The 25,909-nt window shown below is 62.5% G+C and carries 23 protein-coding genes; 11 read left to right on the top strand and 12 right to left on the bottom strand.

Annotated features, from left to right (window positions below; genetic code table 11):
• Nucleotides 1–88: 88 nt before the first annotated feature.
• Nucleotides 89–904 carry a pyrroline-5-carboxylate reductase gene (proC, locus tag NKJ93_RS28695; RefSeq protein WP_352592533.1) on the bottom strand — a complete coding sequence of 272 codons (816 nt, stop codon included), beginning with the start codon at nucleotides 902–904 and terminating at the stop codon, nucleotides 89–91.
• A gap of 759 nt (nucleotides 905–1,663) precedes the next feature.
• On the opposite strand from proC, the gene NKJ93_RS28700 reads away from it, so the two are divergent.
• The 4 genes from NKJ93_RS28700 (at nucleotide 1,664) to NKJ93_RS28715 (ending at nucleotide 6,217) form a co-directional block, all read left to right on the top strand.
• On the top strand, nucleotides 1,664–2,314 hold the full coding sequence (locus NKJ93_RS28700) for a hypothetical protein (RefSeq protein WP_352592534.1): 651 nt from the start codon (nucleotides 1,664–1,666) through the stop codon (nucleotides 2,312–2,314).
• 208 nt (nucleotides 2,315–2,522) lie between these two features.
• Complete coding sequence (gene folD / locus NKJ93_RS28705; RefSeq protein ID WP_352592537.1) at nucleotides 2,523–3,422, top strand: bifunctional methylenetetrahydrofolate dehydrogenase/methenyltetrahydrofolate cyclohydrolase FolD; 900 nt, start codon at nucleotides 2,523–2,525, stop codon at nucleotides 3,420–3,422.
• Nucleotides 3,423–3,438: 16 nt separating this feature from the next.
• The gene (locus NKJ93_RS28710) at nucleotides 3,439–4,437 is read left to right on the top strand and encodes a GlxA family transcriptional regulator (RefSeq protein WP_023719415.1); all 999 of its coding nucleotides are present in this window, start codon (nucleotides 3,439–3,441) and stop codon (nucleotides 4,435–4,437) included.
• A gap of 112 nt (nucleotides 4,438–4,549) precedes the next feature.
• Nucleotides 4,550–6,217, top strand: coding sequence for a vWA domain-containing protein (locus NKJ93_RS28715; RefSeq protein ID WP_352493827.1), 1,668 nt, complete (start codon nucleotides 4,550–4,552; stop codon nucleotides 6,215–6,217).
• Between the two features lie 48 nt (nucleotides 6,218–6,265).
• Here NKJ93_RS28715 and edd read toward each other — a convergent pair whose 3' ends face one another.
• The 3 genes from edd to zwf all read right to left on the bottom strand — a co-directional run bounded on the left by edd (nucleotide 6,266) and on the right by zwf (nucleotide 10,327).
• Nucleotides 6,266–8,089: a phosphogluconate dehydratase gene (gene edd / locus NKJ93_RS28720; RefSeq protein ID WP_352482395.1), complete on the bottom strand. Its 1,824-nt coding sequence runs from the start codon at nucleotides 8,087–8,089 to the stop codon at nucleotides 6,266–6,268.
• Nucleotides 8,090–8,162: 73 nt separating this feature from the next.
• The gene (pgl, locus tag NKJ93_RS28725; protein ID WP_352482394.1) at nucleotides 8,163–8,876 is read right to left on the bottom strand and encodes a 6-phosphogluconolactonase; all 714 of its coding nucleotides are present in this window, start codon (nucleotides 8,874–8,876) and stop codon (nucleotides 8,163–8,165) included.
• Nucleotides 8,858–10,327 (bottom strand): glucose-6-phosphate dehydrogenase, encoded by a 1,470-nt coding sequence (gene zwf, locus NKJ93_RS28730; protein WP_023719411.1) that lies wholly within the window; start codon nucleotides 10,325–10,327, stop codon nucleotides 8,858–8,860. Before zwf ends, pgl begins: the two co-directional genes overlap by 19 nt.
• 274 nt (nucleotides 10,328–10,601) lie before the next feature.
• Between zwf and NKJ93_RS28735 the strand changes: the two genes are divergently transcribed.
• Nucleotides 10,602–11,348, top strand: coding sequence for an SDR family oxidoreductase (locus tag NKJ93_RS28735; RefSeq protein WP_352493829.1), 747 nt, complete (start codon nucleotides 10,602–10,604; stop codon nucleotides 11,346–11,348).
• 67 nt (nucleotides 11,349–11,415) lie between these two features.
• Here the strand turns inward: NKJ93_RS28735 and NKJ93_RS28740 are convergent, their stop codons facing one another.
• The 4 genes from NKJ93_RS28740 to NKJ93_RS28755 all read right to left on the bottom strand — a co-directional run bounded on the left by NKJ93_RS28740 (nucleotide 11,416) and on the right by NKJ93_RS28755 (nucleotide 15,705).
• Nucleotides 11,416–12,216 carry an SH3 domain-containing protein gene (locus NKJ93_RS28740; protein WP_245278604.1) on the bottom strand — a complete coding sequence of 267 codons (801 nt, stop codon included), beginning with the start codon at nucleotides 12,214–12,216 and terminating at the stop codon, nucleotides 11,416–11,418.
• Between the two features lie 259 nt (nucleotides 12,217–12,475).
• The gene (locus NKJ93_RS28745) at nucleotides 12,476–13,762 is read right to left on the bottom strand and encodes an NAD(P)/FAD-dependent oxidoreductase (protein ID WP_352493830.1); all 1,287 of its coding nucleotides are present in this window, start codon (nucleotides 13,760–13,762) and stop codon (nucleotides 12,476–12,478) included.
• Between the two features lie 81 nt (nucleotides 13,763–13,843).
• Nucleotides 13,844–14,212 carry a four helix bundle protein gene (locus NKJ93_RS28750; protein ID WP_352493831.1) on the bottom strand — a complete coding sequence of 123 codons (369 nt, stop codon included), beginning with the start codon at nucleotides 14,210–14,212 and terminating at the stop codon, nucleotides 13,844–13,846.
• A gap of 59 nt (nucleotides 14,213–14,271) precedes the next feature.
• Entirely contained in the window at nucleotides 14,272–15,705 is a 1,434-nt protein-coding gene (locus NKJ93_RS28755; protein ID WP_023719406.1) for a glutamine synthetase family protein, read from the bottom strand.
• A gap of 168 nt (nucleotides 15,706–15,873) precedes the next feature.
• On the opposite strand from NKJ93_RS28755, the gene NKJ93_RS28760 reads away from it, so the two are divergent.
• The gene (locus NKJ93_RS28760) at nucleotides 15,874–16,590 is read left to right on the top strand and encodes an HAD family hydrolase (RefSeq protein ID WP_352493833.1); all 717 of its coding nucleotides are present in this window, start codon (nucleotides 15,874–15,876) and stop codon (nucleotides 16,588–16,590) included.
• A 33-nt stretch (nucleotides 16,591–16,623) separates the two neighbouring features.
• Here the strand turns inward: NKJ93_RS28760 and NKJ93_RS28765 are convergent, their stop codons facing one another.
• Complete coding sequence (locus NKJ93_RS28765) at nucleotides 16,624–17,013, bottom strand: ANTAR domain-containing protein (RefSeq protein WP_156948085.1); 390 nt, start codon at nucleotides 17,011–17,013, stop codon at nucleotides 16,624–16,626.
• 431 nt (nucleotides 17,014–17,444) lie between these two features.
• Between NKJ93_RS28765 and NKJ93_RS28770 the strand changes: the two genes are divergently transcribed.
• On the top strand, nucleotides 17,445–17,888 hold the full coding sequence (locus tag NKJ93_RS28770; protein ID WP_352592540.1) for a Rid family hydrolase: 444 nt from the start codon (nucleotides 17,445–17,447) through the stop codon (nucleotides 17,886–17,888).
• Nucleotides 17,889–17,969: 81 nt separating this feature from the next.
• Here NKJ93_RS28770 and NKJ93_RS28775 read toward each other — a convergent pair whose 3' ends face one another.
• Both NKJ93_RS28775 and aceA read right to left on the bottom strand, forming a co-directional pair.
• Nucleotides 17,970–18,212 carry an SMc00767 family acetate metabolism repressor gene (locus tag NKJ93_RS28775; protein ID WP_023719402.1) on the bottom strand — a complete coding sequence of 81 codons (243 nt, stop codon included), beginning with the start codon at nucleotides 18,210–18,212 and terminating at the stop codon, nucleotides 17,970–17,972.
• 61 nt (nucleotides 18,213–18,273) lie between these two features.
• Nucleotides 18,274–19,563, bottom strand: coding sequence for an isocitrate lyase (gene aceA, locus NKJ93_RS28780; protein WP_023719401.1), 1,290 nt, complete (start codon nucleotides 19,561–19,563; stop codon nucleotides 18,274–18,276).
• Between the two features lie 238 nt (nucleotides 19,564–19,801).
• Between aceA and NKJ93_RS28785 the strand changes: the two genes are divergently transcribed.
• Nucleotides 19,802–21,253: a helix-turn-helix domain-containing protein gene (locus NKJ93_RS28785; protein ID WP_352592543.1), complete on the top strand. Its 1,452-nt coding sequence runs from the start codon at nucleotides 19,802–19,804 to the stop codon at nucleotides 21,251–21,253.
• 41 nt (nucleotides 21,254–21,294) lie between these two features.
• On the opposite strand, the gene NKJ93_RS28790 is transcribed toward NKJ93_RS28785, so the two are convergent.
• Nucleotides 21,295–22,086 (bottom strand): class I SAM-dependent methyltransferase, encoded by a 792-nt coding sequence (locus NKJ93_RS28790; RefSeq protein WP_352592546.1) that lies wholly within the window; start codon nucleotides 22,084–22,086, stop codon nucleotides 21,295–21,297.
• 201 nt (nucleotides 22,087–22,287) lie between these two features.
• Between NKJ93_RS28790 and NKJ93_RS28795 the strand changes: the two genes are divergently transcribed.
• From NKJ93_RS28795 to NKJ93_RS28805, 3 genes are all read left to right on the top strand, one after another.
• A complete protein-coding gene (locus tag NKJ93_RS28795) occupies nucleotides 22,288–23,235 on the top strand; it encodes a DMT family transporter (RefSeq protein WP_352482382.1) in 948 nt (315 codons plus the stop codon).
• A gap of 356 nt (nucleotides 23,236–23,591) precedes the next feature.
• Nucleotides 23,592–24,692: a polyamine ABC transporter substrate-binding protein gene (locus NKJ93_RS28800; protein ID WP_023719396.1), complete on the top strand. Its 1,101-nt coding sequence runs from the start codon at nucleotides 23,592–23,594 to the stop codon at nucleotides 24,690–24,692.
• Between the two features lie 72 nt (nucleotides 24,693–24,764).
• Complete coding sequence (locus NKJ93_RS28805) at nucleotides 24,765–25,904, top strand: ABC transporter ATP-binding protein (protein WP_023719395.1); 1,140 nt, start codon at nucleotides 24,765–24,767, stop codon at nucleotides 25,902–25,904.
• Nucleotides 25,905–25,909: the final 5 nt, after the last annotated feature.

Below are 25,909 nucleotides of genomic sequence, written 5' to 3' on the forward strand. Positions count from 1 at the left end.
CGGCAGGACAGAGGGGGGCGCGAAGGATCGCTACAGAGCGTTTGCTATTGCCCCTGAAACGCACGGCCGACCCACGCCTCGACAGCTGTTACTTCCCCAGCTCTACCGACCGCAGCCGCGCCGCTTCCACCGCCTCGGTGAGCAGGCGTGTCAGCCGGTCCTCGCCCATCAGTACTGCAAGGGCCGCAGCCGTGGTGCCGTTGGGGCTGGTCACCTGCTGCCTGAGCACGCCGGGCTCCTCGCCGCTTTCGGCGGCCAGCGATGCGGCGCCGTAGACCGTCTGCATTGCCAAGAGCTTGGCAGTCCCGGCCGGCAGGCCAGCCTTCTCGGCGGCCACCGTCAGCGCTTCGATGAAATGGAAGATATAGGCTGGACCGGATCCGGAGACTGCCGTCACCGCGTCCATCAGGCCCTCGTCGTCAATGTCGGCCACTTGCCCGCTCGCCGAAAGCAGATCGGCGACAAGGTGTTTGGTGTCCTCGGAAACCAGCCTGTTGGAAAACACCACCATCATGCCCTTGCCGATAGCCGCCGGCGTGTTGGGCATGCAGCGCACGATCGGCGCGCGGTCGCCGAGAATGCCTTCGAACGTGGCGACCGGCGTCCCGGCGGCGATGCTGAGGAAAGTGGTTCGGCCATCGTTGAAGCGGATGTAGCCAGCCGTCACGTCGCGGATCACCTGTGGCTTGACCGCAAGGACGACGAGGGCCGGCACGGCGTCCGCCGGGATGACGCCGGCATCCGCGGCAGCAGCGCAGCCCAGTGCTTCGGCACGCTTGCGCAACTCGGCATTGGGCTCGACCACGAACACCGCAGCCGGAGCGAGCTTGCCGGCTTTCAGCCAGCCCGAGAGCATGGCGTAGCCCATATTGCCGCAACCGGCGAGAACAAGCCTGATCGTCATCGAAGCTCTCCATTCGAAAGGTTGGCTTTGCCATAGACGTTCATGGGCGGACGGGGAAGCCCCTCTCGGACCTTATCAGGGGCCGGGTTATGTCGCCGCTTTCGCCGCCTGATCGGGCTCGGTCAGTCCTGACCCGATCACTCTGGACGGCCAGGTTCGGCCCATCCCAGACTAAAAACAGGGATTGCAGACGAGGTGGGAGCGATAGCCTGGATTCTCCAACAGCGCACCAAAGCCGACAAGAAATCCTCCCCAACCAAGCACAACTGCCACGGCAACGACGCCGACTCCCATAGCCATCTTGCAAGTCGCCACGGCCCCTGAAGAAAGCGCCATGGGCGTATCAAAGCAAGGATTGCGGTCCCTGCCAGCAGACTAAGCACCGGAACTCCGAAGAGCACAGCGTGCATCTCCAGCATCAGCGCAAACGGAGTGTCTGGCGTTATCATACGGATAGCCTCCCCCGAATTCTGACGGTGTTCAAGATGGCGACTTCATGAACAATGGAACGTCTGCCTCCAACCCTAACCGACATCCCGCCATTTTTCGAGTGATCGACCAATCGCGGGCGACGAACTCGATGGCATTGTCTTAAGGCGGGAAACGAGGTCTCTCAGCCGACCAAATTAACCTTTTATTTCCTATGCCTGTTTAGCATCGCTTAACCAGTGGACGGTCGCTACGTCCCAGCCCTAGGGGAAAGCTCCAGGAACCATGGCTTACAGGGATAATCGTCAACACCGGAGGAACGAGCTGTCCTTGCTGTCGCTCGTCGAGGCAGTGCGCGACGAGGACGAAGCATCGCTGGTTTCGCTAGAGGACCGTGCAGGCGCGTCATGGCGCGAGGATGCCGCCACACGGCATCGTCTCGCCCGGTCGCGCCGCGAGGCGCGTGCCAGTCCGATCCTGTTGGCAGCCGCCGGCACAAGCCAGCTCCATCCTGATGGGCCGGAGGCCGCCACCATACTGACGGAAGAGCCTGCAGCTGCCGATGTATTGTTCGACCCCGCTGGCTCCGTTGGCGGCCGCGATGCCGGTCCCGCTGAGGACAAAGCGTACCGGGCAGCGCGTCGGGGTCCGATCGGTACCGTGTTGTCGGCGCTGCGCAGGCTCATGCCCGGCAGAGCGCCGGAGGAGATGGCGTCCGGCGAGACTTCCGCCGCGACAAATTCCGGCGCAGCGATGCCGCCTGCCTTCGATCTACAGCCGCTCTATGCCGGACAGCCACCTTATCCGCAGCAACCCACGCCGCAGCATTCGGCCTATACTCAGGCCTGGTCGAAGGAGGCAAATCAGGTTTCGGAAGCCGCCGATCAGCAAAGCCAGATCGAGGAAATCCGTGCCAGCCTGCGTGAATTCCGCGAAGCGGTTCGCGAGCTCACCGAAAACCGCACGCGCCGCTATTTCTAAGCGTCGAATAAAACATGCCGGTTTCGAGTTAGCGGCATGGGACGGCGCATTGACGGGATTGCCCGGCTCGATTTTCGTGAAAATGCCGCGCTGCATGTCCGCCCGGCTGCGCATGGTTCTGGGCAACGACATGCATAAAAGGTATCTGGAGTACGCCGCGGGATGCTTTAACGCGGCAGGCTTAGGCGATCGGCGTCGAGGGTGGTTCATGGCTGAGTTGATTGACGGAAAAAGCGTCGCCGAAGACGTGGTGCGGCGGGTCAAGGCCCTGGTCGCCGAACTGGCGGAAAAGGGCGGACGGCAGCCCGGCCTCGCGGTGGTCATCGTCGGCGAGGATCCGGCGAGCCAGGTCTATGTCGCCTCCAAATCCCGCACCGCCAAGGAATGCGGCTTCCATTCGGTTCAGCACACGCTGCCGGCCGAGACCTCCGAGCCGGACCTGTTGAAGATCATCGGCCAGCTCAACGCCGATCCGGCCATCAACGGCATCCTGGTGCAGCTTCCGCTTCCCGGCCATATCGATGCCGGCAAAGTCATCCAGACCATCGCGCCGGAGAAGGATGTCGACGGCTTCCACTTCATCAATGTCGGCAAGCTCGGCACCGGCGAGCTCGAGACCGCCTTCGTGCCTTGCACGCCGGCCGGCTCGATGCTGCTGATCGAACGGGTGCGCGGCAAGGATCTGTCCGGCCTCAATGCGGTCGTCGTCGGGCGCTCGAACATCGTCGGCAAACCGATGGCGAATCTACTGCTTGCCGCCAACTGCACGGTCACCATCGCACACAGCCGCACCAGGGACCTGCCGGCGCTTGCCCGCACCGCCGATATTCTGGTCGCAGCCGTCGGCCGGCCTGAAATGGTCCGCGGCGACTGGGTCAAGCCTGGCGCCACCGTCATCGACGTCGGCATCAACCGTATCGCCGCACCTGAAAAGGGCGAAGGCAAGACCCGCCTCGTCGGCGATGTCGCCTTTGCCGAAGCAGCGAAGGCGGCCGGCGCCATCACGCCGGTGCCTGGCGGCGTCGGGCCGATGACCATTGCCATGCTGATGGCCAACACGCTAGCTTCCGCCTACCTCGCAGCCGGGTTGAAACGGCCTTCCTTCTGACCAGAGAGCAGCGTCCTTGCCGAACCTCACTGTTCCCTTAGAACGGCCGGTCACCAATGATCCCGTTCAGGGCGGCCGGCAGTTCGGGTTTCTGCTGGTCGACAAGTTCTCCATGTTCTCGCTGGCCGCGGCAATCGACACGTTCCGGTCGGCGAACCGGCTGCTCGGCCGCGATTTCTATGGCTGGACGACGGTGTCGGCCGACGGCGATGCCGTCATGGCTTCCAACGGCCTGCCGCTCAAGATCGACTACGCCGTTGTCGATCTGCCGCCGGTCGATATCCTTTTCGTCTCGGTCGGGCTGACGACGGAATTTCCCGGCAAGAGCAAGGTGCTGGCGGCGCTGCGCAGCTGGGGCCGGCGCGGCAATGCGCTCGGCGCGCTTTCGGTCGGCTCCTATTTGCTTGCCGAAGCAGGCCAGCTCGATGGCTATCGCTGCACCATCCATTGGGAAAACCGCGCCGGGTTCCTCGAACGCTTTCCGGACATCAACTGCACCGGCAACGTCTTCGAGATCGACCGCAAGCGCTACACCTGCGCCGGCGGCACCACCTCGATCGACCTGATGCTGGAAATCGTGCGCGGCGATTTCGGCTCGAGTCTCGCCAATGGCGTCGCCAACCAGTTCCAGCATGAGCGCATCCGCTCGGCCGGGGACCGCCAGCGCGTCGGCCCGGAACGCGACCTGACCGGCAAGTCGGAGAAGCTGCGCCGCATCGTCGAGCTGATGGCCGACCATCTCGACGAGCCGCTGTCGGCGGTGCAGCTCGCCAAGTCGGCGGGCCTGTCGGTGCGCCAGGTCGAGCGCCTGTTCCTGCGCCATCTCAGTGTGACGCCCGGGCGCTATTACATGCGGCTCAGGCTCGAGCGGGCGCGCGAATTGCTGCGCCAGACCAACATGCCGATCCTCGACGTGGCAATCGCCACCGGCTTCACCTCGCATTCCTATTTTGCCCAGAGCTACCGGCTGCAATTCGGCCGGCCGCCTTCCGAGGAACGCCGCACGACCTATTGAGGGTTTGGCAGAGAGGCGACGCAGCTTCGTACTCCGTCCGGGCTTGTGTCGCGACGCGGCGTCAAATAGCGTTCCGGCGCCGAGCGGCGGCGACTGACGGGGGAGATTTTTGATGGCGGGATTTGTGCGGAGCGTCGCTGCGGCGGCCCTGTTGCTCTGGACGACGGGGTTCGGTTTCGCCGCCGATCGCGTCATCGTCATTCTCGATGCCTCCGGCTCGATGTGGGCGCAGATCGACGGCAAGCCCAAGCTCGAAATCGCCCGTCAATCGCTGCGGAACGTGCTGCAATCGGTCCCGGCCGATGAGGAAATCGGCCTCATGGCCTATGGCCATCGCGACAAGGCCAGTTGCGACGACATCGAACTCATCGTGCCGCCGCAGGCAGGCTCGGCAAGTGCGATCTCAGCCGCGGCCGACAGCTTGAAATTTCAGGGCAAGACGCCGCTGACCGCCGCTGTCAAGCAAGCGGCGGAAGCATTGAAATACACCGAGGACAAGGCGACGGTCGTTCTCATCACCGATGGCATCGAGACATGCAGCGGCGATCCCTGTGCGCTCGGCAAGGAGCTTGAGGCTGCCGGCATCGACTTCACCGTCGATGTCGTCGGCTTTGGCCTGACGGCTGCCGAAGGCAAGCAGGTCGCCTGCCTGGCCGATAACACCGGCGGCAAATATATCGAAGCATCGGATGAAAAGGCATTGCAGGACGCCCTCGTCGAGACCGTTGCGCCGCCGCCATCCGCTCCTGAACCGGCTGCCGCCCCGGAGCCTGCTCCCCAGCCGGCGCCTGCCCAGCCGGCGGAGTCCAATTTCGTGCCCACCGTCGTGCTTGCCGAAGGTGGCGATCCCGTCACCGACGGCAATGCCTGGGAGATCTATAAGGCGAATTCCGACGGCACGCGCGGCGATCCCGTCGCCACCGAGTACGGTGCCTACAAGGGCAATCTGGAGGCGGGCGACTATATCGTCGTCGCGCGCGCCGGCGAGGCCAAAGCCGAACAGAAGATCAAGATCGAGCCTGGCCAGGTCGCCAAGCCGCTCTTCACGTTGAATGCCGGCACGCTGGTTATCCACCCGCGGCCAAGCGAAGGGGCGGACGTTGACGGCGGCGCGGCGGTCGTGATCGCCTATCCAGGCGTCGACACCCTGCCGACCTACTATGGCGACACGAAAGTCGTGCTGCCGGCCGGCGACGAGAAGGTGACCGTCACGATCGGCCAGGGCGTGGTTACCGAGACGGTCCCGCTTGCCGCCGGCAGGGTCATCGACAAGGATATCATCGTCGGCGTCGGGCATGTCGTCGCCAACGCCTACTATGCTGCCGGTGGCGACAAGGCCGAGGGTTCTGGCGTCGGCTTCAAGGTGTTCCAGGCGAAAAAGGACATCGGCGGGACCAGGCAGGAGGTGACCTATGCCTACGGCCCCGACAGCAAGTTCGATCTGCCGCCCGACGATTATGTAATGGTCGCGACCGTCGATCTCGCGGTGGCCGAGCAGCCGTTCAGTGTCAAAATTGGCGAACATCAGGATCTGAAGATCGCCATGAACGCCGGCGTGCTGGCGATCACCGCGCCAGGGGCCTCGAAGATCGAGATATTCGAGGCCAAGAAGAACATCGATGGAACCCGCAAGTCGGTCGGCTACGCCTATGACCAGAAGTATCAGGCCACCTTGTCGGTTGGCGACTACGCGGTGGTTTCGGAGAAGTCGGACAGCAGCTCGAAGGAAGGCGCGGTAACGGTCAGGGCCGGCGCGCGAGCCGAGCTGACGGTTCAATAGATCCAAGGGAGAGCGGCCACCAGCCGCTCTTCCTCATGGCCGAAAAAGTCACGCCACGCCGAAGGCGCTCGCGCCATGGTCGGCGCGGCCCACCATCTGCCGGAACCCGGCGAAGAGCTCCCGGCCGAAGCCGAATTCATTGCCTATGAGGTCGCTGTCCGCGGGCCGGCGCAGTGCGAAATCGCCGGCCGGCACCAGCACCTCGAGCGTTCCGGCCTCGGCGTCGAGCCTGATAATATCGCCGTCATGAATCCTGGCGATCGGCCCGTCCTCCGCCGCTTCCGGCGTCACGTGGATCGCCGCCGGCACCTTGCCGGAGGCACCCGACATGCGCCCGTCGGTAACCAGCGCCACATGCTGGCCGCGGTCCTGCAGGATGCCGAGCACGGTGGTCAGCCGGTGCAATTCCGGCATGCCGTTGGCCTTCGGGCCCTGGAACCGAATGACGGCGATGAAGTCGCCGGTCAGCGACCCCGCCTTGAACGCCTCGTTCAGCCCTTGCTGGCTGTCGAACACCTTGGCCGGTGCCTCGATGATGCGCCGCTCCGGCTTGACCGCCGATGTCTTGATGACGGCGTGGCCGAGATTGCCTGAAAGCACTTTCAGCCCGCCGCTCGGCTGGAACGCCTTCTTGAACGGCGCCAGCACCTTCTCGTCGCCGCTCTGGCGCGGCGAGGCCTCGCGCACGACGCCGCCATCGGCGCCGAGCTTGGCCTCGACCGCGTAGGGGCGCAGCCCTTCGCCCCACACCGTCTGCACATCCTCATGTAAAATGCCTGCGTCGAGCAGTTCGCGGATCAGGAAGCCGAGCCCGCCGGCGGCGTGGAAGTGGTTCACATCGGCAAGGCCGTTCGGATAGACCCGCGCCAGCAGCGGCACCGCTTCCGAGATGTCGGAAATATCCTGCCAGGTAATGGCGATGCCGGCCGCCGCCGCCATGGCGATCAAATGGATGGTGTGGTTGGTCGAACCGCCGGTGGCGTGCAGGCCGACGATACCGTTGACGATCGAGCGCTCATCGATCATCCGCCCGGCTGGCGTGTAGGCGTTGCCGAGCGCTGTGATCGCCAGCGCCCGCTTGGTCGCTTCCCTGGTCAGCGCGTCGCGCAGCGGCGTGCCCGGATTGACGAACGAGGCGCCAGGCGTGTGCAGGCCCATGATCTCCATCAGCATCTGGTTGGAATTGGCGGTGCCGTAGAAAGTGCAGGTTCCCGGCCCGTGATAGGATTTGGATTCGGCTTCGAGCAGTTCGGCCCGCCCCGCCTTGCCCTCGGCATAGAGCTGGCGGATCTTGGCCTTTTCGTCGTTCGGAATGCCGGTCGTCATCGGCCCGGCCGGGATGAAGACCGCCGGCAGATGACCGAAGGTCAGCGCCGCGATCACCAGCCCCGGCACGATCTTGTCGCAGACGCCGAGATAGACGGCGGCATCGAACATGTTGTGCGACAGGCCGATCGCCGCGGCCATGGCGATCACGTCGCGCGAGAACAGCGACAGCTCCATTCCGGGCTGGCCCTGGGTTACGCCGTCGCACATCGCGGGCACGCCGCCGGCCACCTGGGCGATGCCGCCGGCCTCGCGGGCCGCGTCCTTGATCAGTGCCGGAAACGTCTCGAAAGGCTGATGCGCCGACAGCATGTCGTTATAGGAGGTGATAATGCCGAGGTTCGGCACCCGGTCGCCGCCAAGCGCCACCTTTTCGGAAGGACTGCACACGGCAAAGCCATGGGCCAGGTTGCCGCAGGACAGCACGGCCCGGTTGGCGGTGCGGTTCGAGGCTTCGGCGATGCGGCCGAGATAAGCCTCGCGACCGGGCCTGGAGCGCTCACGGATGCGCTGGGTGATGGCTTCGATGTCGCGTCTTGCGGTCATGGCGGTCGGTCCTTTCAGGCGAGGTCCCGCAAACACCTTCCGGCTGTTGCCGGGACCTGCAGCCAAGTTGAGATCAGGGTGCCCAGAAAACCTCTACGGGCTTTTGAGTTGCATCGAGCACGGCGCGAATGGGCTTTCGTGTTCCAACTCCAAGCGCGGCCTCGAATGCGGTGCGTTTTTCCGCGCCCTCGATATGCAGCGCGATGAAGCCGGCATTGATGATCCGCGCCAGTGACAGCGTCAGCCGCGGCTCGCCGGCGCTTGCCGCGTGAACCGGAAGCACGATCCTTTGCGACGACGGATCGAGCAATCTTGCCAGGTTGTCGGCATCCGGAAAGAACGAGGCGGTGTGGCCATCAGTTCCCATGCCGAGCACAACAACATCGAGGGGCCAGGGCAGCACTTGCAGCGCCTCACTGTCGGAGACCGCTGCGCCCGCGATAGTTGCCGCAGCGTGGTAGAGCGGCACGAAATTCGCGGCGGCGGCCGCGTTCTGCAGCAGGTTGGCGGCAACCAGACCGGCATTGGAGCGCGGCGACGAGGGCGGCACGAAGCGCTCGTCGACCAATGTTATCGTCACCTTTTCCCAGGCGATAGGAACGGTCGAAAGCGCCGCGAAGAATTTCGCCGGCGTCGTGCCGCCCGAGACTGCAAGCAGTGCCGTGCCGCGCTCGGCGATCGCCTTTGACAGGCGGCCGGCGACGTGGCCGGCAAGCGCTGTCGCCAACTCCTGGCGTCCGGCAAATTCGTGCCAGTTGTAGGCGCCGCCTAATTGCTCTCGTGCCATGTCCGCCCATCGCGTTCGATCAGCGCAATCGAGGCCGAGGGGCCCCATGTGCCTGCGGTGTAGCCTTGCGCCTCTTGCCTTCCGCTTTCCCAGGCGTCCTGGATCGGGTCGATCCATTTCCACGCAGCCTCGACCTCGTCGCGGCGCATGAACAGCGTCTGGTTGCCACGGATGACGTCCATGATCAGCCGCTCATAGGCATCGGGCGCGCGGCCGTCGAAGGATTGCGCAAAACTCATGTCGAGCGGGATCTGGCGCAGCCGCATGCCGCCCGGGCCCGGATCCTTGATCATGATGAACTGCTTGACGCCTTCGTCGGGCTGCAGCCTGATGACCAGTTGGTTGGCGGAGACCGGCCCGGCGCTCTCGCCGAAGATCGAATGCGGGATTGGCTTGAATTCGATAACGATCTCCGAAACGCGGGTCGCCAGCCGCTTGCCGGTGCGGAGGTAGAACGGCACGCTGGCCCAGCGCCAGTTGCCGATCTCGGCCTTGAGCGCAACGAAGGTCTCGGTGTTGCTGTTCTTGCCGAGTTCCTCGACATAGCCCTTCACCGGCCCGCCGGCCGAGGCGCCGGCACGGTATTGCCCACGCACCGTGTGCTTGGGCGCTTCGTTGCCGTTGATGCGTTTCAGCGCCCGCAGCACTTTCAGTTTTTCGTCACGGACGGCATCGGCGTCCATCGACGACGGCGCCTCCATGGCGACGAGGCAGAGCAGCTGCAGCATGTGGTTCTGTACCATGTCGCGCAACGCGCCAGCCTTGTCGTAATAGGTGACGCGGTCTTCCAGGCCGACCGTCTCGGCCACGGTGATCTGCACATGATCGACATTGGCGGAATTCCACAACGGCTCGTAGAGCGCGTTGGCGAAGCGCAGCGCCATCAAATTCTGCACCGTCTCCTTGCCGAGATAGTGGTCGATGCGGAAAATCTGGCTTTCATGGAAGTCGTCGCCGACCAGGTCGTTGAGCGCGCGCGCCGAAGCGAGATCGCGGCCGATCGGCTTTTCCAGCACGATCCGCGAATTCGGCGTGATCAGCCCGTGCTCCTTCAGCTTGTGCGAGATGTCGCCGAATAGCGCCGGCGCCACCGCCAGATAGAAAGCGCGGATGTGTTCGCTGTCGCCGATCGCCTTCTTCAGCCTGTCGAAGCCGGCACCTGTGGTTGCGTCGGCCGGGACATAGGAGAGCCGTGCGAGGAACGTTTTCAGTTCCGTGGCGTCGATATCTTCCGGTTTCACATGATCGGCAATCGCCTGCCTGGCGAAAGACTGGAATTCCTCATCGGTCATCTTCGAACGTGATGTGCCGATTATGCGCGTCGGCTCGGAAAACTGGTGGTCGCGCTGCCGGTGGTACAGTGACGGCAGAAGCTTGCGTTCCGACAGATCGCCGGTGCCGCCGAAAATGATAAAGTCGAAAGGGTCGACGGGGATGATCTGGCTGGTCATGGTCTGTCCGCTCTGACGCCGGTCGCGATAACGCGGCTGATATAATCTAATCGATTTAAACTTGCCAGTGTCATTGCGTCACATCCGCGTGTGCTCTTGACACCGGCTCTGGCCGGAGGCTTGTCGGCAAGCGATGCTTCCGGGAGCGTTCGCAGGTGCAGCATAGAGCGGGATCAAGGCGAAAGCCAAAGGAGAAATCGGCAATGGACACACATCTTTCGATGGCCATGGCCAAACGCGTCGTCGATCGTCTTCAACGATGAGTGAGAAAGGCATGCGCCTCCAAAACAAGGTCGCCATCATCACCGGCGCTGCCTCGGGTTTTGGCGAGGGCATGGCCAGGCGCTTTGCCGAGGAGGGCGCGCGGGTCGTTGTCGCCGATCTGAACGCCAAGGACGCAGAGCGCGTCGCCGGCGAGATCGGCGAAAAGGCGATCTGGACCCAGACCGACGTCTCGCTGCGGTCCGAATTCGACGACATGGTCCATGCTGCAATGAGCGTCTTCGGTCGCATCGACATCATGGTCAACAATGCCGGTTACACCCATCGCAACGGTGACATGCTGGAAGTCGACGAAGCGACCTTCGACCTGATCACGTCAGTCAACATGAAGGCAATCTACAACGCAGCACTTGCCGTGGTGCCGGCCATGGAGCGGCAAGGCGGCGGCGTCATCCTGACGACGGCTTCCACGGCCGGTATCAGGCCGCGGCCTGGTCTCACCTGGTACAACGCATCGAAGGGCTGGGCGATCACCGCGACCAAATCGATGGCCGTGGAACTCGCGCCAAAGAACATCCGTGTCAACTGCCTGTGCCCGGTCGCCGGCGAGACCGGCATGCTTGAGAAATTCATGGGCGCCGACACACCCGAGATCCGCGAGAAGTTCCGCGCATCGATCCCGCTCGGCCGGCTTTCGACGCCGCTTGACGTGGCCAATGCCGCGCTTTGGCTCGCATCGGATGAAGCAGCTTTCATCACCGGCGTGGCGCTGGAAGTCGACGGCGGCCGTTGCATTTGAACCCCTAGGCCATCCGGCGACAGGCGGCTGATGGCGAGCGATCCGAGCCGCGATCGCTCTGTCTGTCCTACGCCCCGGTTTTGACGTAGCTCTTGTAGACCCAGCCGCGCTTGCCGTTGTAGACGATCTGGCACCACTGCTTGCAACTCATCACTTGCACCGAGGTCTTGGCCGGCACGGTGAGAATGGCGGCCGCATTCTTCTTTGGGCCGGTGCGCATGGTGACGGATCTCAGGATGCGTCCGGTACCGGCAGTATTGGTTTTTCCGGATTTTGCCTTGGTGCTGTTGTCGTCTTCGCTCGCGGACTGCGTCGGCAGTTGCGGCTTGGGTGTGGGGATGGCAGCGGTCTGCGCACCGTCGGGCCCTGTGTTTTTCGTCGAGCTGCCGGGAGCCGCCACCTTGGCAAACAATGCCGCAGCGTCGGGTTTCGCTGCCGGATCGGCGAATGCCACCGAAGCAGACGATTTATCGGCCGCCTGATCGGTCTGGCTTGCCAGTTGGTCGGATGCTGCTGTGGCGGCGGCCGATGCCGTCTTTGGTCCCGTCCAGCGGGGATCGTTGGGAGCCAGCGCCGGTATGTCGGCTTCCGCCGCGGCCACCGCCGGGGAAACCGCGTCGGCCTTGCCCGTCGTCCGCGGCGCCGCAGCGACCTTGGAAGGCATGATCTTCGTCGTCTTGACCGGAATGGTCGGAACGGTCTGCTCAGGGCTCGCCGCCGCCTGTCGTTCATTGGCCGGCAAGGCCAGCCACAGCGCCACTGCGGCAACGCCGAGCAGTGCTGCCGTGCCAAGCGCAGCGATCACGAGATGCGCGTTCGACCGGACCCCGTGCCAGAACGTCGGCCGCATATCGTAACCGAATTGCATCGCAAGGCGCCGTCGTTCCGGCGCACCGAAACTGAAGGGCTCTCTCACACTTGCCACCTCCATTTGCGGGCCGATGTTCTCACGACCGATGCCGGAGAGCCGGCATTTCGATCGGCATCGTTCCCAAACCAAAAGCGGGCAGGCCCGCAAAAATTCCCCGTTCAGCTGCCCACGAGCATCATCTTTCGCCCGCGATTGTGGCATCACTGCGCCCTTGGCGGGGATTCTGCGCCCTGGTTAAGGATTCTGCAACGCCTGGTTAAATCCTGTCCCGCAACGCGTACCAGTTGAGCGCAAGAAAGAGCAGTGGCGCGCGGAAACGCCGGCCGCCGGGGAAAGGCGGAATCTTCAGATCCTCGATCAGCTTCAGCCGGTCGCGGTTGCCGGCGACCGTCTCGGCATAAAGCTTGCCGAAAAAATTGGACAGCATGACGCCGTGGCCGGAATAACCACCGACCGAGATCACATTGGGCATGACTTCGCGCACGAACGGCTTTCTCGGTACGGTGATGCCGACATAGCCGCCCCAGCCATGGGTGATCTCAATGTCCTTCAGTGCCGGATAGATCTCGGCGATCTGCCGGCGGATGTGGATGTGAATGTCCTTGGGATCGTTGACTGCGTAGATCTCGCGCCCGCCAAACAGCAGCCGCCCATCCTTCGATTTGCGGAAATAGCGCACGACGAAGCGCGAATCGTCGACCGCCTCGCCACCCGGCAACACTTTGGAATCGGCGCCCAGCGGTACCGTTGCGCCGATGAATGAGCCGATCGGCATGATATGCGAAGCACTCACCGGCTCGAGCGTGCCGCCATAGGCGTTGACCCCGATCAAGCACTTCCCGGCGATGATCGTGCCCTTCGGCGTCGTCACCCTCACTTTGCCGCCGCCGGAGGTGATGCCGGTCGACGGTGTCTGCTCGAAAAGCTTTGCGCCGGCCTGTGCCGCGACTTTTGCGGTGCCGATCACCAGCTTCAGCGGATGGATGTGGCCGGTGCCCGTGTCGCGGGTGCCGCCGAAATAATGCGTCGAGCCGAGCCGCTCGGCTGTCTCCGCGGCATCCATGAATGAGATGTGCGGATAGCCGAACCGGCTTGCCATGATCTCGGCATGTGCCTTGTAGTCGTCGACATAGCGCTTTTTGTGCGCCACCGACATTTGGCCGGGCATATAGTCGATCTCGATCTGGTGCACCGCGGCGAAGTCGAGGAGATGCGCCTTGGCCTCTTCGGCCAGGTCGAACAGCGCCTTGGCGCAGGAAAAGCCGTATTCCGCTTCCAGCTCCTCTGCCCAGGCCCGCTGTCCGGTGCCGAGCTGGCCGCCATTGCGGCCCGATGCGCCGTCACCGAAACGATGCGTTTCGATAAGCACGACATCCGCGCCTGACTTGGCGAGATGAGCCGCAGCCGACAGGCCGGTAAAGCCGCCGCCGACGATCACCACGTCGCATGTCCGGTCGCCGTCGAGCGCCGGATATTCGGGCCTTGGTCCGGCCGTGTCCTCGTACCAGGAGCGGCCGGGGGAGATTGGGGATTGGTAAGTCATGATGCTCGGCTAGGGGAGTAGGGGAGTAGGGCAGTAGGGCAGTAGGGCAGTAGGGCAGTAGGGCAGTAGGGCAGTAGGTGTCTATTCAGCCGACAGCTTGCGGATGAGAAGCCGCAAGAGCTTTCCTACGCTCTCGCTGTGAGGCATCAATGATTCGACTGCCTCGCGAGAGGTAATTCCAACCCGTTGCGCGATTAGAAGGTGTGTCTCCAGTTCCTTGAGTGATCCCTGGGGGATCCTGAGAAACTGCTGGTAGGAAGCTCGGCTTTCTCGGCCGTAACCCTCGGCGATGTTGGCTGGCACAGACGTTGCTGCCCGACGCACCTGACCCGTCAGCCCGTAGAGCTCGTCCTTCGGCCAGGTCCTTGTGACTTGGGAGATTGCAACCGTTAGGTCCATGGCTTGCTGCCAGACGATCAGATCCCTGTACGATGCGATCTTGTCCGTCATCCTTGCCCTACTGCCCTACTGCCCTAACTGCCCTACTGCCATATTGCCCTACTCTCCTACTACACATTCAGCAGCAAATACTCCCGCTCCCATGGGCTGATCACTTCCATGAAGGTCTCGAATTCCGCCCGCTTGATCGCCGCATAAGTCGCTGCGAAGGATTTGCCGAGTAGGGCGCAGAGTTCCTCGTCGGCCTCGAACAGGTCGACGGCTTCGAGCAGGCCGCGCGGCAGGTCGATCTCATCCTCATTGGCGGTCGTCAGTACCGGCGGATCGGCCTTGATCTTATTGGTCATGCCGATCAGCCCGCAGGCGAGCGATGCGGCCAGCGCCAGATAGGGATTGGCGTCGGAGGAAGGAATGCGGTTTTCGACGCGCCGCGCTGCCGGGTCGGAGCGTGGCACGCGAAAGGCCGTGGTGCGGTTGTCGTAGCCCCATTTGTTGTTGACCGGCGCCGAGGCCGCCTGCGTCAGCCGCCGGTAGGAATTGACGTAGGGCGCAAACATCACCAGCGCGTTCGGCACATGTTTCTGCATGCCGCCGATGAAGTGGAAGAAGGCCTCGGTCTCCGAGCCGTCCTCCGCGGAAAAGACGTTCTTGCCGGTCTTCTTGTCGATGATTGACTGATGGATATGCATGGCCGAACCGGGCTGCCCCTGGATCGGCTTGGCCATGAACGTGGCATAGATCTCGTGCTTCAGCGCCGCCTCGCGGATGGTTCGCTTGAACATGAACACCTGGTCGGCGAGCTCGATCGGATCGCCGTGACGCAGATTGATTTCGAGTTGGCCGGCGCCCTCTTCGTGGATCAGCGTGTCGATCTCCAGGCCCTGGCTTTCGGAGAAATGATAGATGTCGTCGATCAGTTCGTCGAATTCGTTGACCCCGGCGATCGAATAGCCGGCGCCGCCGCCGATCGGCCGTCCGGAGCGCCCGACTGGCGGGGTCAGCGGGTAGTCCGGATCGGGGTTCTTGCGCACCAGGTAGAACTCGATCTCGGGCGCCACCACAGGTCTCAGCCCGCGTCTGTCATAGGCGGCAAGCACGCGCTTCAGAACGTTGCGCGGTGTGAACTCGACCGAGCGGCCGTCCTGGTGGACGAGGTCGCAGATGACCGCCGCCGTCGGGTCCTCCTCCCACGGCACCACCGTCAGCGTCGAGAGGTCAGGCATCAGCTTGAGGTCGCCATCGTCCTCCGGATAGTGGAAGCCGTTGCCGTCCTCCGGATAACCACCCGAGATCGTCGTCATGAACACCGCCGAAGGCAGGGCAAGCGAGGTGTTGGAGGTGAACTTCTTCGACGGCATCATTTTGCCGCGCGCAACCCCGGCCTGGTCGGGCGTGATGCATTCGATGTCTTCGATGCCGCGCCATTCCAGCCAGGCGCTGACTTCCTTCCAGTTCTTGACGCCACGTTGGTTTTTCACGAAGGCAGGCGTGCGGGCGCGTCCTCCGCGGCTCGACGGACGGACTTCCTTTTTTGCAGGCGGCATCAATCACCAGATTTGTTGCAGATTGTGGAGTATAGCCGTTGCCGGCGACCAAAGGGAAGGGGAGCCGGCTGGCGTGCGCCTCGATTACCGGGGGAACACAACGACTTCCGGATAAAAACATCCTGGTCTAGGGTCGGCGTCCCGCAACGCCGCAATTGAAGACGCCGAATGCAACACAGCCGCAAACTGACGACGATCGGCTTCGACGCCGACGACACGCTGTGGCAGAACGAACAGTTCTTCCGCATGACCGAGAAGCGCTTTGCCGCGCTGCTCGCCGACCACGCCGAGGAGGACTGGATTTCGGCAAGATTGCTGGAGGTCGAGAAGCGCAACCTCGCGGTCTACGGCTTCGGCATCAAGGGATTTACGCTGTCAATGATCGAGACGGCGATCGAGGTCACCGAAGGCCACGTGCCTGCCTCAACCATTGCCGAAATTCTCGCCGCGGGCCGCGAGATGCTCAGCCATCCGATCGAGCCGCTTCCCTATGCGCGCGAGACCGTGGAAAAGCTGGCCGGCGCCTACCGCCTGGTGCTGATCACCAAGGGCGACCTCTTCGACCAGGAACGCAAGCTCGCGCAATCCGGACTGGGCGAGCTGTTCCATGCGGTCGAAATCGTCAGCGACAAGAGCGCTGCCACCTATAGCCGGATCTTCAGCCGTTACGGCGATGGCCCGGAAAAGGGCATGATGGTCGGCAACTCGCTCAAATCGGACGTCGTGCCGGCAATCGAAGCCGGCAGTTGGGGCATCCACGTGCCGCATGAACTGACCTGGGTGCTGGAGCATGTCGAGCCGCCGGTCTCAGCACCGCGCTTTCGCCAGATAGCCAATCTCGGTGAACTGCCGGGCCTGATCGAGCGTATCGGCGAGATTGATTGATCAGGTCCTGCAGTCGACGCGTCGCGATAGAGGTCAGTTGCGGCCGAGCCCGACCAGCCGGTCGATCACCGGCTGCAGCCGTTCGGTGGTGATCGGCTTGACGACCACCGCATCGATGACGCTCGACAGGCCCAGGGTCTCCGGAGTGCCGGTCTTGACTGAGAGCAGGATCACCAACGGAAGCGATTTGCCTGACGCCCTTCGCAGCGCATCGATGCCCGACAGCAAGGCGTCGCAGTCACCGTTCTCCGCTCCGCCGTCGAGAACGACAGTGCCGGGAATCAGCGCGTGCAAGGCCTTTGCCGCGGTTTCGGGAGTTTCCGAGATCGGTTTGAGGCCGGACCGCTCAACGATCTTTGAAACCACGACCCGGTTGATCGGTGATTTTCCGACCACCAGCACCCGCGAGAAATCTGGGAGCATCCGCGTCTCCACGCCCCGGCTAACGAACGCCGCCTGCTTTGCAGTCTCGATTTCGCGATTCGCTGGGCACATGGCGGGGCAGGCCGTTGTTCAGTGTTTCAATGCAGGGTTGAAACTTGAGAGGTAATTGGCGTGAGATCGCTGCTCATGTCAAGCTGAAATGGCATATCAGGAGAATATCGCAAGAAACATTAAAATTCAAATTAAGTGCTTTTCTTTGCCGCCGCTCGAAAGGAGAAGTCGCCATTACAACTGGGCAGGCTTCAGCGAAGTTTGGCTGTGCAGCGCGAACGCATCAACTCGCAGCCGTAGCCGGATTGAAGCAGGTTGGATGAAGGCGAGGCAAGTCTGTCGCGAGCTTGTCGCATCGCCTCGCTGGACTATCCTTCCTCGTTGGCTAAGCACGTCTCTTTGAGCGACGGGAGATGACAATGGAACTCGTGACTCATAAGAAATTTAAAAACGGCCGGTTGATGCCATGGGGAAAGGGTACGGTCGTTACCGGCGCAAAGGGGTTTGTCTACCTTTCCGGAAATACCGCGACGGCCGAGGACTACGATCCGATCGGCAAAAGCGGCGGCGGCGCCATTGGCGACGCGGCAGCACAGTGGCGCGCAGTTCTCACCAACATCAAATCAGATCTGGAGGAGCTTGGCAGCGCGCTCGAGCATCTCATCCGGCTGACCTTCTTTGTTAAGGGGCCATTTCCCGATGGCGGCGTTCTGAGCTCCCCCAATTTCCGCTTGGACGTCTTGGACGAATTCTTTGCGGTGCACTGCCCGAAGCACTGCAGCTACAACAACCCGCCGCCCTCGGAAGTTATTGAGTTGCAGCGCTTGCTCAGTCTGATCTTGTCATTGAAATCGTTGCATTAGCAGCTCTGCCGGACTAGGCAGAGCCGCAGCCTGCGAGGTGCGATAGCATGCGTTCAAAAAGGCGCGGTGCGGTAGAATTCATTAGTCGTGGCTCCGCTGTGTGACGATGACCGGGATCAGCAGATCGCCCCAGTTGCCATCGCCGCCATGGTGACGTGCCGAGCGCACCAGTTCGACCGAGACGCCGGCCTCGACCGCCTTCATCACCGACTGATTGAGCCTGTGCAGATCGTTCGCCAACATGCGAATGGTCGCCTGCTGGTCGACATTCATGCTGGTGGCTTGCTCTTCGGCCCGTTCCTTGACGCGGCTTATCGATGCCATTGGTCTTCTCCTTGTGTTGTCATGCCCGTTTGGGCGTTCCCTCTGTTTGTCTGCTATTCCGCTATTCCGCTGCCGGCCTGAATTGGGCGTGCTCGGTCGATCCATGCATGGCCGTTGTCGAAGACTGGCCACCGGTGATCGCCATCGAGACGGCGTCGAAATAGCCGGTGCCGACCTCGCGTTGGTGCTTGGTGGCAGTGTAGCCATTGGCTTCCGCGGCGAATTCCGCCTGCTGCAGTTCCGAATAGGCAGCCATCTGCCGCTCCTTGTAGCCGCGGGCGAGCTCGAACATGCCGAAGTTGAGCTGGTGGAAACCGGCCAGCGTAATGAACTGGAACTTGTAACCCATGGCGCCGAGTTCCTTCTGGAACTTCGCAATCGTCGCGTCGTCGAGATTCTTCTTCCAGTTGAAAGACGGCGAGCAATTATAGGCAAGCAGCTTGCCGGGATGGTGCTTGCGCACACCCTCGGCAAACGTCCTGGCCTGCGCCAGATCGGGCTTGGAAGTCTCGCACCAGATCAGGTCCGCATAGGGCGCGTAGGCGACGGCGCGGGCGATGCAGGGCTCGATGCCATTGCTGACACGATAGAAGCCCTCCGCGGTGCGGCCGGCGCCATAATCGACGAAGGGCTGGTCGCGCTCATCGATGTCGGAGGTCAAGAGCTGTGCCGCTTCCGCATCGGTGCGGGCCACGACCAGCGTCGGCGTGCCCATGACGTCGGCGGCAAGCCGCGCAGCGTTGAGGTTGCGGATGTGTGCAGCGGTCGGGATCAGCACCTTGCCGCCGAGGTGGCCGCATTTCTTCTCCGAAGCCAGCTGGTCCTCGTAATGGACGCCGGCCGCACCCGCCTCGATGAATGCCTTCATGATCTCGAAGGCGTTGAGCGGCCCGCCGAAGCCGGCTTCGGCATCGGCGACGATCGGCGCGAACCAGGTGTCGACCGACAGCCCCTTGCCTTCGGAAGTCTCGATCTGGTCGGCGCGCTGCAAGGTGCGGTTTATGCGCTTGACCAGTTCGGGCGCCGCATTTGCGGGATAAAGCGACTGGTCCGGGTACATGGCGGAAGCGGTGTTGGCATCGGCGGCGACCTGCCATCCCGACAGATAGATCGCTTTCAGCCCGGCCCGCACCTGCTGCATTGCCTGGTTGCCCGACATGGCACCGAGCGCGTTGACGAAATCCTCTTCATGGATGAGCTGCCACAGCCGGTTTGCCCCCATTTCGGCGAGGCTCTGCCGAATCTGCACCGAGCCGCGCAGCCGTCTCACGTCCTCTGGCGAATACGGCCGTTCGATGCCATCGAAGCGCCCTTGGGGCGCCGACGGGACAAGGTTGTAAAAATCGGTCATTGGTCACTCCAGGCTGGCTTTAATGCCGGTTTCGGAAACGCCGTACAGAAGGAATATGTGCGCCGTGTGCGTGACATCATTTACATGTCGGCACTAGGCAAGCGAGACAAACTCCGAAATTGGCCATGAAATAAGAGAAAACCTGTGTTGTATTTGACTGATGAGAGCTGTAAATTTGTCATGATTGTAAACGCTGCCATGCCATCAGCGGATGTAAATTTTTGTCAAGGACAGTCGATTGGCCGACCATAAAATCTTTGCCGGGCCGCGCATTCGTCGCATCCGCAACGCCAAGGGCCTGACCCAGACGGCGATGGCCGAAGGGCTCGGCATCTCGCCGTCCTATCTCAATCTCATCGAGCGCAACCAACGGCCGTTGACGGTGCAACTGATCCTGAGACTGGCGTCCGTCTACAAGGTCGACCCACATGAATTGCAGGGCGAGGCGAGGGGTTCGGTCGCCGATTTGAAGGAAGTGTTTTCAGATCCGTTGCTGGCCGGCGAACTGCCAGGCGACCAGGAACTCATCGAGCTTGCCGAGGCGGCGCCCAACGCTTCCGCCGCTGTGATAAAGCTGTTTCGCGCCTATCGCGAGCAGGCCGCGCGGCTATCCGATCTCAACGAGCTGCTCGCGCGTGAGGGCAAAGCCACCGCACTCTCCGGCGCCCGGCTGCCGATCGACGAGGTGCATGAGATTTTCGAACGCCGGCCGAACCATTTTACCGCGCTCGAAGAGGAAGCCGAGGCATTCACGTCGGTGCTCGATCCCGGCGACGATCTGTTCAGTGCGTTGAAGGCTTGGCTGCGGCGTGAATTCGGCGTCGTCGTCAAGGTACTGCCGGTCGCCACCATGCCCAACTGGCGCCGTCGCTATGACCGTCACTCGCAGCGCCTGTTCCTGTCCGAGCGCCTGTCGCCATTCGATCAGTTGCGCGAGGTGGCGATGGAGGCCTGCCTGATCCGCATGAGCGTTGCTGTCGCTGCCGAAATCCAGGCGCTGAAGCTGACCACAGACGAAGCCCGCCGGCTCGCCCGTTTCGAACTCGGCCGCTATGCCGCGCACGCGCTGATGATGCCCTATCAGCCTTTTCACGCCGCTGCGGTCCGCGCCCGCTATGACATCGACATGTTGCGGTCGCGCTTCGGCGTTTCCTTCGAGCAAGCGGCGAACCGGCTGACCACGCTGCAGCGGCCGGGTGCGTCGGGCGTGCCATTCTTCATGCTCGAGGTCGACAGTGCCGGCAATCGCTTCCGCAAGGCGGGCAGCCACGGCTTTCCGCAAAGCCGCTTCGGCGGCGGCTGTCCGAAGCTGCCGGTCCATACCACCTTCGGCCAACCCGGCCAGATCCTGGTCGAGGCCCTGGAAATGCCAGATGGTGCGGCGTTCCTCTGCATCGCCCGCACGCTCGAAGGCCCGCAGGGCTCGTTTGCCGAGCGACCGCGCCGCACCGCGCTGCTGCTCGGCTGCGACATCGGTTTTCGCGATGAGATCGTCTATGGAGCAGCGTTGCCGGGGCCGGCCGCCATCGGCAAGGCCGGACAGAACGCCGCTGTGTCGGCTACGCCGGTCGGCGCTGCCTGCCGGCTGTGTGAACGCATCGGCTGCCTCGCCCGCGCCGAGCCACCGGTGACACGCCCGCTCGGCCTCGACGAAATGGTGACGGGACTGTCGGCGTTCGATTTTCAGTGACGGCAAATCAGAGTTGCCGGGGATCGTGCCGCGGGCGCATTCTATCGGCTACCGCTGCCTATCAGAACGTCCATTTCAATCGTCAGCGGCTCTCCAGGGCTCGGCGACGCTAGCCCGCGCCAGACCTCCTCGCGCACGATGTGCTTCATATCCGGAGGCAGTTGGACATACTCCTGACCGCTCAATGTTGCGCCCTTGGCAATGCCGCTGAAATAGTCGTCGAAGGACGAGAACTTGATGGGCCGCGTTTCGAGCTGGACGTCAATCTTTCGAAACCCGGCGCGATAGAGCAAATCATGCAAGCACGTCGCGTCGGGGATGGAAAAGAAGCGATTTAGCTTTTCAGCTTTCTCAGGGGCATAGCGGGCGATTACCGCACCTATTCTGGCGAACAACGAACGCTCTGGCGTCGTTGTCACGCTAACTGCAGTCCAGCCGTTGGGGCGCAGAACCCGGCGAAATTCCGAAAGCGCTCCAAGCTGGTCCGAGAAGAACATGAGCCCAAGCTGACAGGTCACTGTGTCGAACCGACGGTCCTCATAAGGAAGCGCGTGAGCGTCGAACGTAGCGAGGGTGATTGGCTGGTCTTTCAAATTGCGTTTGGCGGATTCGAGCATGGCCGGCGAGATGTCGCCGCCAATCACGGCGCCGGAAGGGCCTACAATGATGGCAGCGGCTTGCGCTGCCGCTCCGGTGCCCGTTGCGACGTCGAGCACGCGATGGCCAGGCGCAATCCGTGCTGCCTTCAGCAAGGACGGGATAAACGAGTTCGTCGCACGGGCGAACAACTCGTCATAGCCAATCGCCGCCGTTTTGTAGAATGGCTCATCCATGGGGGCGCCCTATACATTTGCACCGTACGTCGAGCATGGGGCGTCTGTCGATGATCGGGCATCTCTGTGCACCTGTCGGTGCGCCAAATGGAACACGATGCTGGATCACTCCCCATCCCCGTCTTTGCGTTACGCGATTAAGGCACGTTTCTGTCGTCCGCTTTGCATCGTGCCGCCTCGAAACCGCCGACAGTCGTAATCATGACCGACATATCATCACCGCAGATCGCCGTTTCGCCTCCGCGAAATGAGGAGCGTATCGGTTTCCTGCTGGTGTTCCTGTCGGCGCTGATGTGGAGCCTCGGCGGTACCATTGCCCGTTTCATCGATGCCGGCGACAGCTGGACGGTGGTGTTCTGGCGCTCGGTCTGGGCCGCCGCCTTCCTGCTCTGCTTCATGGTCTGGCGCGACGGCTGGCGTGGCACGCTGAAGCTGTTTCGCGGCATGGGCCTGGCCGGCCTTGCGGTGGCGTTTTGTTTCGCCACGGCGTCGACCTCTTTCGTCGTGGCGCTTGCATATACCACCGTCGCCAACATCCTGTTGATGCAGGCCGGTGTGCCGCTTCTGGCGGCGTTGTTTGCCTGGGCGCTGTTTCGCGAGCGGGTGGCCGTGGCGACCTGGCTGGCGATCGCCGCCGTCATTGCTGGCGTCGCCGTCATGGTCTCGGAATCGCTCGATGGCGCCGTATCGCCGATCGGCGATGGGCTGGCGCTGCTCATTGCCGTTATGTTCTCGATCGCAACCGTCATCACGCGCCGCTTTGCCCATGTGCGCATGACTCCGGCGACGTGCCTCGGGACGATGCTGGCGGCCGCCTTCGCGGCATCGCAGGCGTCGGCACTGGGCGTTTCCAGCCACGATATGGGCTTCCTTTTTGCCTTCGGCGTGGTCAATCTGGGGCTCGGCCTCGCCTTCTTCGCCACCGGCGCCCGGCTTGTTCCGGCCGCCGTGGCGGCGCTACTCGGCACGTTCGAGCCGATCCTAGGCCCGATCTGGGTTTGGCTCATTCATTCCGAGGTGCCGTCGGCGCGCACCATCGTCGGCGGTGCGGTCGTCATCACGGCGCTCCTCGTCCATATCGGGCTCGAATTCAAGCGCCAGACGCGGCCGCAGCGGGCGGGCGTCACCGGTGTGCCTTCGCCTAATTGATGCAGCGCGCGCGCCAAAGCGAGATGGACCATTGACAATGTCGCAGCCGCGCGGGCAGGCTGCGATCACGGCAACAACAAGACAGGCGTATCTTGCCAAGTCTCCATGCCGGCTGCATCGAGGCCGGACAACATCGTCGTCTCCCTGCGCGCGCCGTAGCGAAAGCTTCTGACGGCGCCGCAACACCACCAGCGCCACGCCAAGTCTTCACTGTCGCCTCGTCGCCGAACCATAATGGCGCCGGCAATTCGCGCTTGTCGCCTGCCTGCAAGCTCAATACCCTGAAGCAAATGCCCAGCCGGGCGCACGCCGCGACGAGCTGGCGACGGACGGAACACTCATCAAAGGAGAATAGCATGACCCGCAAAGCGCTCTGGCTTTCGGCGACTTCGGCGTTTCTGGCAGTTTTTACCTTGGGCGCGCATGCCGAGGACCGTGTCGTCAATGTCTTCAACTGGTCGGACTATATCGACAGTTCGATCATCGACGACTTCACCAAGGAAACCGGCATCAAGGTCGTCTACGACACCTATGATTCCAACGAAATTCTCGAAACCAAGCTGCTTGCCGGTGGTAGCGGCTACGATGTCGTGGTGCCGACGGCAAGCCCTTTCCTGGCCCGTCAAATCCAGGCCGGGGTATATCAGAAGCTGGACAAGTCGAAGCTGCCCAACCTTTCCAATATGTGGAACGTGGTGATGGAGCGGGTTGCGAAGTTCGACCCCGGCAACGAATACTCGGTCAACTACATGTGGGGGACCACAGGCATTGGCTACAACACCGAGAAAGTGAAGGAAGCCCTCGGCGTCGACAAGATCGACAGCTGGGATGCGGTCCTGAAGCCGGAGAATATCGCCAAGCTCGCCAATTGTGGCGTGTACTTCCTGGATTCGCCTACAGACATTTTTCCGACTGTGCTGAACTATCTTGGCCTCAAGCCTGACTCGACCTCTCCTGACGACCTTGCCAAGGCCACAGAACTCATGCTGAGCATCCGGCCTTCTATCCGCAAATTCCATTCGTCGGAATACATCAACGCGCTCGCCAATGGCGACATCTGCGTGGCTGTCGGATTTTCGGGGGATCTCTTCCAGGCCCGCGACCGTGCGGCGGAAGCGAAAAAGGGGGTCGACATCGCCTACACGATTCCAAAGGAAGGTGCGGAAATGTGGTTCGACGAAATGGCGATCCCGGCCGATGCACCGCATGTCGCCGAGGCACACGAATTTCTGAACTACATGATGAGACCAGAAGTTATTGCCAAATCCACCAACTTTGTCTTCTACGCCAATGGCAACAAGGCCTCTCAGCCGCTCGTCAGCAAGGAGATCCTTGATGACCCGGGCATTTATCCGGATGACTCGACGCTGGCCAAGCTGTTCACTGTCGGTCCATATGACCCCAAGACGCAACGTCTCGTCACCAGATCGTGGACCAAGGTCATCACGGGACAATAGTGATCTGACGCGACCCCGGTGGCTGACTGCCGGGGTCGTTTTTCAGGGGCAGAATCAGGCACGGAGTGGGACATGAAATCGCTTGGCAGCATCCGCAGGGATTTCGCGCCATGGAACGATCCGAATGCCAAGCCATACATCCAGTTCGACAACGTCACCAAGAAGTTCGGCGACTTCACTGCCGTCAACAATCTGTCGCTGACCATCTTCGAACGCGAATTCTTTGCCCTGCTCGGGGCCTCGGGCTGCGGGAAATCGACGCTGCTCAGGATGCTTGCCGGCTTTGAGGAACCGACCGCCGGCCGTATCCTGCTCGATGGCCAGGATCTGCGCGGCATCCCGCCATATCGGCGGCCGGTCAACATGATGTTCCAGTCCTACGCCTTGTTTCCGCACATGACGGTCGAGAACAACATCGCGTTCGGCCTCAAGCAGGAAGGCATGGCCAAGGCCGATATCGACAAGCGCGTCGCCGACATGCTGAAGCTGGTCAAGCTCGAGCAGTTCGCCAAACGCAAGCCGCACCAATTGTCGGGCGGCCAGCGCCAGCGTGTCGCACTGGCCCGCTCGGTGGCCAAGCGGCCGAAAGTCCTGCTGCTCGATGAGCCGCTTGGCGCGCTGGACAAGAAGCTGCGCGAGGAAACGCAGTTCGAGCTGATGGACCTGCAGCAGAACCTTGGCCTCACCTTCGTCGTCGTCACCCATGACCAGGAAGAGGCGATGACGATGGCCGACCGCATCGCCATCATCGACAAGGGCGAGGTGATGCAGGTGGCGACGCCGGCCGAGGTCTACGAGGCGCCGGGTTCCCGCTTCGTCGCCGGCTTCGTCGGCAATGTGAATATGTTCGACGGCAAGATCGCGGCTGGCGAGGCCGGCAGCGCAAGCATCGACGCCGGCAACGGCATCACCATCCGCACCGAAAATGCCGGCCGTGCCGCCGCCGGAACGTCCGTTACCTTTGCTATCAGGCCGGAGAAGATCAAGGTTTCCTCCACGAAACCGGCTGGTGCCGTCAACGCCATCGAGGGCGAGGTCTACGACATCGCCTATCTCGGTGACATGACCATCTATCACGTCAGGCTGGATGACGGTCAGGTGGTGCGGGCGAGTACCATGAACGCGGCACGCATCACCGAGGATCCGCTGACCTGGAACGACCGCGCCTGGGTTTCCTTCCGACCCGACGCCGGCGTCGTGCTGACACGGTAGGGACT

The organism is Mesorhizobium sp. M0028, assembly GCF_040323855.1.
Lineage (GTDB): Bacteria > Pseudomonadota > Alphaproteobacteria > Rhizobiales > Rhizobiaceae > Mesorhizobium.

Coding starts and splice junctions, on each gene's coding strand:
- NKJ93_RS28800 (WP_023719396.1), top strand. CDS start 23,592: ATGACCCGCAAAGCGCTCTGGCTTTCGGCGACTTCGGCGTTTCTGGCA.
- pgl (WP_352482394.1), bottom strand. CDS start 8,876: ATGGCACGAGAGCAATTAGGCGGCGCCTACAACTGGCACGAATTTGCC.
- NKJ93_RS28740 (WP_245278604.1), bottom strand. CDS start 12,216: ATGCAATTCGGTTACGATATGCGGCCGACGTTCTGGCACGGGGTCCGG.
- folD (WP_352592537.1), top strand. CDS start 2,523: ATGGCTGAGTTGATTGACGGAAAAAGCGTCGCCGAAGACGTGGTGCGG.
- NKJ93_RS28715 (WP_352493827.1), top strand. CDS start 4,550: ATGGCGGGATTTGTGCGGAGCGTCGCTGCGGCGGCCCTGTTGCTCTGG.
- NKJ93_RS28735 (WP_352493829.1), top strand. CDS start 10,602: ATGCGCCTCCAAAACAAGGTCGCCATCATCACCGGCGCTGCCTCGGGT.
- proC (WP_352592533.1), bottom strand. CDS start 904: ATGACGATCAGGCTTGTTCTCGCCGGTTGCGGCAATATGGGCTACGCC.
- NKJ93_RS28805 (WP_023719395.1), top strand. CDS start 24,765: ATGAAATCGCTTGGCAGCATCCGCAGGGATTTCGCGCCATGGAACGAT.
- aceA (WP_023719401.1), bottom strand. CDS start 19,563: ATGACCGATTTTTACAACCTTGTCCCGTCGGCGCCCCAAGGGCGCTTC.
- NKJ93_RS28775 (WP_023719402.1), bottom strand. CDS start 18,212: ATGGCATCGATAAGCCGCGTCAAGGAACGGGCCGAAGAGCAAGCCACC.
- NKJ93_RS28755 (WP_023719406.1), bottom strand. CDS start 15,705: ATGCCGCCTGCAAAAAAGGAAGTCCGTCCGTCGAGCCGCGGAGGACGC.
- NKJ93_RS28770 (WP_352592540.1), top strand. CDS start 17,445: ATGGAACTCGTGACTCATAAGAAATTTAAAAACGGCCGGTTGATGCCA.
- NKJ93_RS28745 (WP_352493830.1), bottom strand. CDS start 13,762: ATGACTTACCAATCCCCAATCTCCCCCGGCCGCTCCTGGTACGAGGAC.
- NKJ93_RS28790 (WP_352592546.1), bottom strand. CDS start 22,086: ATGGATGAGCCATTCTACAAAACGGCGGCGATTGGCTATGACGAGTTG.
- NKJ93_RS28750 (WP_352493831.1), bottom strand. CDS start 14,212: ATGACGGACAAGATCGCATCGTACAGGGATCTGATCGTCTGGCAGCAA.
- NKJ93_RS28765 (WP_156948085.1), bottom strand. CDS start 17,013: ATGCTCCCAGATTTCTCGCGGGTGCTGGTGGTCGGAAAATCACCGATC.
- NKJ93_RS28795 (WP_352482382.1), top strand. CDS start 22,288: ATGACCGACATATCATCACCGCAGATCGCCGTTTCGCCTCCGCGAAAT.
- NKJ93_RS28760 (WP_352493833.1), top strand. CDS start 15,874: ATGCAACACAGCCGCAAACTGACGACGATCGGCTTCGACGCCGACGAC.
- edd (WP_352482395.1), bottom strand. CDS start 8,089: ATGACCGCAAGACGCGACATCGAAGCCATCACCCAGCGCATCCGTGAG.
- zwf (WP_023719411.1), bottom strand. CDS start 10,327: ATGACCAGCCAGATCATCCCCGTCGACCCTTTCGACTTTATCATTTTC.